Source organism: Streptomyces turgidiscabies Car8, assembly GCF_000331005.1.
In the GTDB taxonomy this organism is placed as follows: domain Bacteria; phylum Actinomycetota; class Actinomycetes; order Streptomycetales; family Streptomycetaceae; genus Streptomyces; species Streptomyces turgidiscabies.
In genome coordinates this window covers 20,644-29,287 of sequence record NZ_AEJB01000149.1, presented here as the reverse complement: position 1 = coordinate 29,287, position 8,644 = coordinate 20,644, and the positions used below count along the sequence as shown (strand labels likewise).

The 8,644-nt window shown below is 71.1% G+C and carries 9 protein-coding genes; 2 read left to right on the top strand and 7 right to left on the bottom strand.

Annotation, left to right across the window (positions count from 1 at the left end; genetic code table 11):
• Positions 1-243: 243 nt before the first annotated feature.
• On the top strand, positions 244-2,220 hold the full coding sequence (locus tag STRTUCAR8_RS09500; protein ID WP_006375332.1) for a glycoside hydrolase family 84 protein: 1,977 nt from the start codon (positions 244-246) through the stop codon (positions 2,218-2,220).
• Positions 2,221-2,280: 60 nt separating this feature from the next.
• Here the strand turns inward: STRTUCAR8_RS09500 and STRTUCAR8_RS09495 are convergent, their stop codons facing one another.
• Both STRTUCAR8_RS09495 and STRTUCAR8_RS09490 read right to left on the bottom strand, forming a co-directional pair.
• A complete protein-coding gene (locus tag STRTUCAR8_RS09495) occupies positions 2,281-2,493 on the bottom strand; it encodes an EF-hand domain-containing protein (RefSeq protein WP_044471918.1) in 213 nt (70 codons plus the stop codon).
• A gap of 42 nt (positions 2,494-2,535) precedes the next feature.
• Positions 2,536-3,450, bottom strand: coding sequence for a helix-turn-helix domain-containing protein (locus STRTUCAR8_RS09490; protein ID WP_006375334.1), 915 nt, complete (start codon positions 3,448-3,450; stop codon positions 2,536-2,538).
• Between the two features lie 56 nt (positions 3,451-3,506).
• Here STRTUCAR8_RS09490 and STRTUCAR8_RS09485 point away from each other — a divergent pair, with 56 nt between their 5' ends.
• A complete protein-coding gene (locus STRTUCAR8_RS09485) occupies positions 3,507-4,145 on the top strand; it encodes a GNAT family N-acetyltransferase (RefSeq protein ID WP_006375343.1) in 639 nt (212 codons plus the stop codon).
• A 120-nt stretch (positions 4,146-4,265) separates the two neighbouring features.
• Here the strand turns inward: STRTUCAR8_RS09485 and STRTUCAR8_RS09480 are convergent, their stop codons facing one another.
• From STRTUCAR8_RS09480 to STRTUCAR8_RS09460, 5 genes are all read right to left on the bottom strand, one after another.
• A complete protein-coding gene (locus tag STRTUCAR8_RS09480) occupies positions 4,266-4,874 on the bottom strand; it encodes an ADP-ribosyltransferase (RefSeq protein ID WP_006375329.1) in 609 nt (202 codons plus the stop codon).
• Positions 4,875-4,972: 98 nt separating this feature from the next.
• Positions 4,973-6,163: a YncE family protein gene (locus STRTUCAR8_RS09475; RefSeq protein ID WP_006375358.1), complete on the bottom strand. Its 1,191-nt coding sequence runs from the start codon at positions 6,161-6,163 to the stop codon at positions 4,973-4,975.
• On the bottom strand, positions 6,163-6,954 hold the full coding sequence (locus STRTUCAR8_RS09470; RefSeq protein ID WP_006375364.1) for a polysaccharide deacetylase family protein: 792 nt from the start codon (positions 6,952-6,954) through the stop codon (positions 6,163-6,165). The genes STRTUCAR8_RS09475 and STRTUCAR8_RS09470 overlap by 1 nt, the downstream gene beginning before the upstream one ends.
• 125 nt (positions 6,955-7,079) lie before the next feature.
• The gene (locus tag STRTUCAR8_RS09465) at positions 7,080-7,583 is read right to left on the bottom strand and encodes an ATP-binding protein (protein WP_006375339.1); all 504 of its coding nucleotides are present in this window, start codon (positions 7,581-7,583) and stop codon (positions 7,080-7,082) included.
• Between the two features lie 289 nt (positions 7,584-7,872).
• A complete protein-coding gene (locus tag STRTUCAR8_RS09460) occupies positions 7,873-8,640 on the bottom strand; it encodes an enoyl-CoA hydratase/isomerase family protein (RefSeq protein WP_006375333.1) in 768 nt (255 codons plus the stop codon).
• Positions 8,641-8,644: the final 4 nt, after the last annotated feature.

Sequence of the window (8,644 nt, the reverse complement as noted above, 5' to 3'; positions counted from 1 at the left end):
GGCCCTTCCATGCAAGGGCCATTCATCAACAGTGTCTACGCCAACTGGCGCACAGTGTGGCTGATTTGACACATCGGCATCTTTTCCGACATGACGACACACAAACAGGTAAGAGGGCGCTTGCCCGGTTCTCGCGTCCATCGGGCGGTATCGGACGATCCGTCATAACCGTCTCCCGGACGGGGTAGGGGGAGGGTCGGCACGGACGGACGAGAGAGCGGTCGGGACACCGAGGGGGACTCTGTGCGTCAATGGCCCACCCCTCCGGCGCTGTTGCTCGGCGCCGCGCTGGCCCTGCTCGGCCTGCTCCTGGCGACCGTCCTCACCGACGGCCCACAGACCCCTGCCGCCCCGGAGGACGCCACCGGGAACAACCGGCCGTCAACCTCCGCCCCACCAACCCCGGACGACGACAGTGCGGCCCAACTCCCGGCGCGGGTACCAGCGTTGTGGCCCACCCCGCGAAGCGTGCGTCCCGGCCGGGGCACGGTGCGGATCGGCGGGACGGTGGCGCTGCACTCCGACTCCGGGACGGACGCCGCCACCCTCGACACGGTCGCCCGGACCCTCCGCGAGGCGGGCGTCCACCAGGTCCGCTACGGCGACCGCGCACAGCGGAACGAACTGCTGCTCACCATCGCCTCCAGCGCGGGCCAAACCTCTGACGAGGCGTCAACAACCTTACGTACCCTCGGATTTGAGCCATCGAGGACACTTCCACCGTCCGGCTACGTCCTCGCCGCCGGCCCCGACGACAAGGGACGCCCCCGCATCGTGCTCGTCGGCGCCGACCCGGACGGCGCCTTCCACGCGGCCCAGACACTGGCCCAGCTGGTGCGTCCCGTCGGCTCCTCCGCGCCCCGCGCCGAACTGCCCGCCGTACACATCCGCGACTGGCCCGCCACCGCCACCCGGGGCATCGTCGAGGGCTTCTACGGAACCCCCTGGACCCAGCGACAACGCCTGGAGCAGCTGGACTTCGCGGCCCGCTGGAAGCTGAACACGTACATCTACACGCCCAAGGACGACCCCTATCTGCGTGCCCGCTGGCGCGACCCGTACCCCGCCGCCCGGCTGGCCGTGCTTCGCACCCTGGTCCAGCGGGCGACCGCCGACCACATCACCTTCGTCCACGCCGTCTCCCCCGGCCCCACCGTCTGTTACTCCTCCCCCACCGACACCGCCGCGCTCACCCGCAAGTTCCGGCAGCTGTGGGACATCGGGGTGCGGGCGTTCGCCGTGCCCCTCGACGACATCGACATCAGCCGCTGGAACTGCTCCCGCGACCAGTCGGCGTACGGCACCGGCAAGGCCGCCGTCGCCCGCGCGCAGGCCGATCTCCTGAACCGGGTCCAGCGTGAGTTCGTCGGTACGCACCGAGGGGCGGCGCCACTGATCACCGTGCCCACGGAGTACACGGGGGCCCGGTCCAGCGCGTACAAGCGGACCCTCGCCGCCCGCCTCGACCCGGCGGTCACCGTGATGTGGACCGGCGCCCAGGTCGTCTCTCCCACGCTGCGCACGGCCCAGGCCCGCGAGGCCCGCAGCACCTACGCCCACCCGGTGCTGGTCTGGGACAACTACCCGGTCAACGACTACACGCCGGGCCATCTCCTCCTGGGCCCCTACGAGGGCCGCGACCGCACGCTGCCGGGCGCGGTCGCCGGCCTCACCGCCAACCCGATGAACCAGGCCGCCGCGTCCGCCCCGGCCCTGTTCTCCCTGGCGGCCTACACCTGGAACCCCGAGAAGTACCGCCCCGAGGCCGCCCTCGACGCGGGCCTCGCCACCCTGGCCGCCGGCGACACCCGCGCCCTCACGGCCCTGCGCGCCTTCGCCGACGTCAACCGCGTCTCCCGCGTCAACGCCGTGCAGGCGCCCGGACTGGCGGCGCTGACGGCGGCGTACTGGCGGGGCGGCGCGACCGCCGAAAAGGCCCTGCGCACCCGGCTGACGGATCTGGCCGGGGCCCGCGAGACGGTCCCGGCGGCCTTCCGCTCGGCGGCGTCACCGTGGCTGGCCTGCGCGGGCGACTGGGCACGGGCCGCACTGGCCGCGATGGCCGTCCACGAGGGCGGCGGCAGCCGCTCCGAGGTCCGGTCCCTGCGCGCCGCCGCCCGCGCCCACACGGTCCACAACTGGCAGGGCCGCACCCGCGAGGTCGAGGTCGGCACGGGCGTCCTGGACACGTTCGTCGCCCGCGCACTCGGGGAAACGTGAGGGGCGCCCACCGATGACCGGCGAGCGCCCCACGCATGTACTGCTTTTTACCGCTTCGCACTACTTGTTCAGGTACGTCCAGAACTCGTCGAACGACAGGAGCTTGTCGCCGTCGAGGTCGCGGGAGGCGATGATGACCTCGGCCACGGACTCGGTGACGTTCCAGTCACCCGCCTGCGCCAGGGCGGTCTTGAACTCGGCGGCCGTGATGAACCCGTCACCGTTCGTGTCGATACGCTCGAACTGCTTGCGTGCTTCCTCGATGTCCGCCACCGGGACCCGCCCCTTCATGTACGTACTGCTGACGGGGTCAGATTAGCTGGCCAAACGGGCGCGCAGCGCCGCGACCACCCACGCGAACTCCGCACGGTGTGCGCTCGCGGGTCCCGCGCCCTTCACCGTGGACAGCAACTCCCGGTACCGGGCGAGCCGGTCGTTGGAAACCGACTCCATGCGTTCGAGCACGGCGGACGGGTCGCCGTCCCCCAACACCTCCCGCAGGATCGCCTCCGCCTCCGGCGCCTCGGGGGCGATTCCCCGCGCACGGGCCTCGGCCGCGAGCTGGACCAGACGCATGGGGAACCATGTGGACCGCCCGGCGGCGGCGCCACGGCCCTGGTCCCGCGCGTTGAACTCGATCACCTGCCGCATCTGCGCCCGGAACTCGGGGTCCTGGATCAGCTCCGCCAGTTCCACCCAGGCGTCCACCTGCTCCGGGGTCGGGTCCTCCGGGAGGTCCACCGCGGTGGAGCGCATCCGGTCCCGGATCGCCGGGTCGACGGAGTCGAGCCCGTGGAACAGTTCCTCCACGAACTCCTCCATGATCCGCTTGCGTTCGGCGGCCGACAGCCGCGCCAACTTGTTCATCAGCGTCATCTCCTCCGCGGTCGAACCGCGTCTCGCGACGGAAGACAGCACCGCACGGGTCACCCGCAGCGTCCGGATCTGTGCGTCCAGTGCCGCCACATGCGTGGCGGCCACCTCCGCGACCGTCGTCTCCCCGGCCAGCACCGCGCGTACGTGGTCCAGGCCGAGGCCCAGCTCGCGCAGGGTGCGGATCAGTTCGAGGCGGGCCACGGAGCCGGCGTCGTACAGCCGGTAACCGCCGGACGACCTGGTCACGGGCGGCAGAGCCCCCTCGTCCGACCAGTAACGGATGGTGCGTACCGTCAGTCCGGTGGCCCTGGCCAGCTCGCCGATGGTGAGAAATCCGGTGCCGTCGTCGATCATGTTCGCGAGTCTGGGCCTTCCAGTGGGTGGAGACTCAAGCGGCCGGGAGGGGCACCGTGGGAGAAACGCTGAAGGACATCCTCGACTCCGTGGCGCGGGGTGTCTTCCCGCTCCCCGACGGCCGTACGACCATCGTGCCCCAGGCGGCCCACCGCGACGCCGGGGTCCTCGCCTTCACCGCGCACGCGGTCGTCTTCACCGACGAGGACCCGGACTGGGTACGCCGGACCCTGGCCGGCGTCGACAGCGACGCGCTCTCCGCACCGATGAACCTACGCTTCCTGACCGCCCTCATGGACCGCACAGGCCGCTCGAACGAGACGATCGACCTGCTGGCGGTCGCCACCCCGCTCCAGGGGAACCCGCCTCTGACGCTGACGGAGATCGACGACCCCGGGCACCACCGGATCGCCCGGGCCCACAAACACCGCGACGACGTCCACGTGTGGGCGGCCGACGGCGGGGTTCTCATCCTCGGTCGCGGCGTCGCGGGCCGACTGGAGGCGGCGGTGGAGGTGACGGAGGCGGTACGCCACCGGGGGCTGGGCCGCGCTCTGGCGTCCTCGGCGCGGCACCTGAGCGACGGCGAGCCGGTCTGGGCCCAACTGGCCCCGGGAAACGCCCGCAGCGTACGGGCGTTCCAGGCGGCGGGCTTCGTGCCGGTGGGCGGAGAGGCACTGCTGCTCGCCCACTGAGCAGCGCCCCGTAAGGGGCGCGGGGCTGTATCGGTCAGCGGCTTCGCCGCGGGGCGCGACCAACCTCCACCGGCCCGCGGCAAAACGAACCGCCTACCCACGCCAACCCAGCGGAGCGGCTCAGTGCCACGCCTCGAAGTGCGGGTTGCTCTCGCAGCCGCTCATGATCTCGACCTTGGTGGTCTTGTTCACCGGGCAGACGCCGATGATGTACTTCCGCTCGATGCCGCCGGGGAAGGCGACCTCGACCTGGTCGGCCCACTTGTGGGTGTCGCCGATGGTCTTGTTGACGTCCACGCCGCCCGGGGCGTCGATGTAGTAGTTGTAGCCCGACTTCCACCATGTCTTGTACAGGTCGTGGTCGTACGTCGTGGAGACGTACGGGGAGGGCTGGTTGACCAGGACGTACTTCTCGATGTCGTACTGGCCGTTGACGACGTCCCTGGGCCTGAGGCCCTCCGCGAAGACGATCTCGGGGCCGCGGCCGTCGCTGCGGTAGAGGGTGCCGCAGGTCTTGCGCCAGACCGGGTCGGGCGTGATGCGGTCGACGTCTACGCGGCGGTCCACGGCGGCCTTGACCGGGTCGTCGAACTGGGGGCAGCTCGGGGCGGCGGCCCGGGTGAAGGCCTCCGGGGCGGCCGCGGGGAGGGTGGCGGCCGAGGTCGCGAAGACGGCGGCCAGGGAGAGGGTGACGGCAGCGGTCCGCCGCCGCAGGCGAGGTGTGATCATGGATGCACCATGTCGGGTCTGCGGCGGCGGGCCGGGGACCGTCACTCGATCGGCGGCGTGTCACACGGGGTGACGCCGACGGGCCAACTGGGCCGGGATCAGCGGAAGATGCCGGTGTGGCCGAGTGAATAGCGGCCAGGCTGCGGGTAGACGGCGAGTCCGTGCGGGCCCCTGCCCACCCTGATACGGGCGAGCTGCTTCCCGGTCCGGGTGTCGATGGCGTAGACCTCGGAGTTGTAACGGCCGGACAGCCAGAGGACCTTGCCGTCGGCGGAGACGCCGCCCATGTCGGGGCTGCCGCCGTCGGGCAGCTGCCACTTCCTCGTGACCTCGCCCTTGTCGAAGTCGAAGACGGAGACGGTGCCCTCGCCCCGGTTGGACACGTACATCTCGCGGGAGTCGCGGCTGACGTACAGCCCGTGGGTGCCCTTGCCGGTGGGCAGGAGGGTGGGCCGGGTGAACCTGTCGCCGTCCAGGACCCACATGCCGTCGGCCATCATGTCGGCGACGTAGAACCGTTTGCCGTCCGGCGAGATCTTGACGTCCTGTGGCATCGCGCCCTCGAACGGCAGCTTCTGCTGTCCGACGACCTTCATCTTCGCCGTGTCGACCTTCAGCAGTTCGCCGCTGAACTCGCAGGACACGATGAAGTACCGGCCGTCCAGGGAGAAGTCGGCGTGGTTGACGCCGTAGCAGCTGACGGGCACGGTCTTGGCGACCTTCATCGTGTGCGGGTCGCGGAAGACCAGCTCGCGGTCGAGGGAGGCCATGACGACGGCGTACTTGCCGTTCGGCGTGAAGTAGAGGTTGTAGGGGTCGTGGACGTCGACCGGTTCGCCCGCCTCCCCGGTCCTCGGGTCGATGGGCGTGAGGGTGTGCCCGCGGTTGTTGTTGACCCAGAGGGTCTTCAAGTCCCAGGAGGGCACGACGTGTTGGGGCTGGCGACCGACGTGGATCGTCTCGACGACCTCGTACGTCTTCGGGTCGATGACGGAGACGGTGTCGGACTCGGTGTTGGGCACGTAGACGCGGGACGGGAAGTCCCGGACGACCGGGGAGAGTCTGTTCGGCCGGTCGGCGGCGTAGACGTCACGCGGGTCGAGGACGGGCGGCATCCCGGGCAGCCCCTGGACAAGGGGCACCGCGGGTACGGCGGGCCGGGCGGGCTTGACCGTGCCGACGGCCCGGTGAGGCCGGTCCGGGGACTCGGTGCCGCAGCCGGCGAGTCCGGCGAGGAGGGTGAGTGCGGCCCCTGTGACGAGGGCGCGGGCGATGGCGGTGGGGGGCATCAGGTCAGCAACTCCGTGGTGGTCACCGCGCGCAGGCCGCGACGGTCGAGTTCGTGGAGGAGGCCGGGGAACGCGGCGACGGTGTCCGCGTATCCGAAGTGCAGGCTCACGATCGATCCGGCGCGGACGCCGGCCATGACGTTGCGTACGACGGCGAGGGCGCCCGGCGAGGTGAAGTCGAGGGGGTCGACGTCGTAGGACAGGACGTGCGGGTAGCCGGCCCGGCGGGCGAGCCGTTCGACGAGCGGGGAGGCGCGGGACGCGCGCGAGGGCCTGAACCAGGTGCCGATGGACCCGGTGAGCCTCTCCAGCCGCTCGGCGCACCCCCTGATCTCGGCCTCGGCGTCCGCCTCCGGCATGCCGTTGATGTCGAGGTGCCGCAGGGTGTGGTTGCCGAGTTCGTGGCCGCCGTCGAGGACGCGGCGAGCGAGGTCGGGGTGCGCGTCGAGCCAGGTCCCGACAGCGAGCACGGTGATCCGGGAGCCGTGTTTCTCGGCGGCGGTGAGCAGGGCGTGGGCGGTGGCGGGGTCACCGTTGCCATGGAAGGTGAGGGCTACTCGGGGGCGGTCGCGGGGTCCGTGGGGGATCTGGGCGGGGTAGCTGAGGAGCGGGGCGGGGGCGGCGGCGGGGGGTCTGGTCGCCGGGTTACGGGACGGGAGGGCTGCGGGGTGAGCGGCGGCACCGCCGGTGGCGGCACCGGTCGCGCACCCGGTGGTCAGCACCCCCGAGGCGACGATCCCGGCGCCCGCGCGCAGCACTGCCCGGCGGTCGGTCGTGGTCACCCGCACCATTTAAGGGGGGTTGGCCCGAAAAACGGCCGATTAGCCCGATCGGCGGCCCGCCCACGCCGCCGGCGATGCCGAACCCCGCTGCCCAAACCCCGGACCCCGGACCCCCCAGACCCCGGCCGCACGCCCTACCGGTCGGCGACCCGCATCTCGAACCATGTGGTCTTGCCGCGCGGCAGCAGGTCGACGCCCCAGCGGTCGGAGAGCTTGTCCACCAGCATCAGTCCTCGCCCGCTGATGTCCATCTCCTGAACCGGCATCAGACACGGCAGCCCGCGTGAGGGGTCCCGGACCTCGACGCGGATCCATCCGCGGCGCCGGTGCATCCGCAGGCCGAACACCCGCGCGCCGGTGTGACGGACCGCGTTGCCGACCAGTTCGGAGACGAGCAGGACCGCGTCCTCCGTCATCTTGGGGCTCAGCCCCCACTGGCGGAGCACGATGACCTGGGCGAGGCGGCGGGCGGTGGCGGCGGATTCGGGGCGGGACGGCAGCGGAACCTCTGCTTCCGTCGGGTTTCCGAACAACTCGAGCGCCTTGAGTGCTCGTTCGTCCTCGACCGCAGGCGACCACCGCGCCGCGGTCGCACGGCCGTGTCCCCGCGGCTGTTCCATGCCCTCCAGCCCCGCCATGCCCCCATCATGGCCGCCCACGCCGCCCTCGGGGGCCGTTCCGGAGGAATACGCCCCCCGGAACGCGTCATTCCGAATAGACCGTCCGGCATATGTCGCTGGCAATTCGGTGGCTTCCACAGCCCCTTTGACCTGCGGCGGAAGCTCACTTTCGGGCAAGCGACAGGCCCCCTCGTCATCACAGGCTTAAGGCTGGCTTAAGGCTCCCATAAACCGCTCCTTCGAGGGACCCGTACAAGACATCGCGTCAACCGCGAGTGCCCTGACGGAAATCGGCGGAAGGCGGAAGTCAGAGGAACTTCGCCTTGCCGGGGCCCTCCTCCACGAAGCTCCGCATCCCGATCTCCCGGTCCTCCGTCGCGAACAGGCCCGCGAACCAGTTCCGTTCGATCGCGAGCCCCGTCTCCAGGTCCGTCTCCAGACCCGCGTCGATCGACTCCTTCGCCGCGCGCAGTGCGATAGCAGGTCCCTGCGCGAGCTTCGCCGCCCAGGCGTGCGCCTCGGTGTACACGTCGGCGGCCGGTACCACGCGGTCCACCAGACCGAGTGACAGCGCCTCGTCCGCCTTGACCATCCGTCCGGTGAAGATCAGGTCCTTGGCCCTGGAGGGGCCGATCAGCCGGGAGAGCCGCTGCGTACCGCCCGCGCCGGGGATCACTCCCAGTAGGATCTCCGGCTGACCGAGTTTCGCATTGTCGCCGGCGATGCGGTAGTCCGCGCAGAGCGCCAACTCGCAGCCGCCGCCGAGCGCGTAGCCGGTCACGGCGGCGACGACGGGCTTGGGGATGCGGGCGACGGCGCTGAAGGAGTCCTGCAGAGCCCTGGACCGGGCGACCATCGCCGCGTGGTCCATGGCCTGCATCTCCTTGATGTCCGCGCCGGCCGCGAACACTTTCTCCCCGCCGTACACGACGACCGCCCGCACGTCGTCCCGACGGGTGGCCTCCTCCGCGAGCTCCTTGAGGCGGTCCTGGGTGGCGACGTCCAGCGCGTTCATGGGCGGCCGGTCCAGCCGGATCGTGCCCACACCTTCGGCGACTTCGAGATTCACGGTCATGAAG

Coding starts and splice junctions, on each gene's coding strand:
- STRTUCAR8_RS09490 (WP_006375334.1), bottom strand. CDS start 3,450: ATGATCGACGACGGCACCGGATTTCTCACCATCGGCGAGCTGGCCAGG.
- STRTUCAR8_RS09480 (WP_006375329.1), bottom strand. CDS start 4,874: ATGATCACACCTCGCCTGCGGCGGCGGACCGCTGCCGTCACCCTCTCC.
- STRTUCAR8_RS09475 (WP_006375358.1), bottom strand. CDS start 6,163: ATGCCCCCCACCGCCATCGCCCGCGCCCTCGTCACAGGGGCCGCACTC.
- STRTUCAR8_RS09470 (WP_006375364.1), bottom strand. CDS start 6,954: ATGGTGCGGGTGACCACGACCGACCGCCGGGCAGTGCTGCGCGCGGGC.
- STRTUCAR8_RS09465 (WP_006375339.1), bottom strand. CDS start 7,583: ATGGCGGGGCTGGAGGGCATGGAACAGCCGCGGGGACACGGCCGTGCG.
- STRTUCAR8_RS09460 (WP_006375333.1), bottom strand. CDS start 8,640: ATGACCGTGAATCTCGAAGTCGCCGAAGGTGTGGGCACGATCCGGCTG.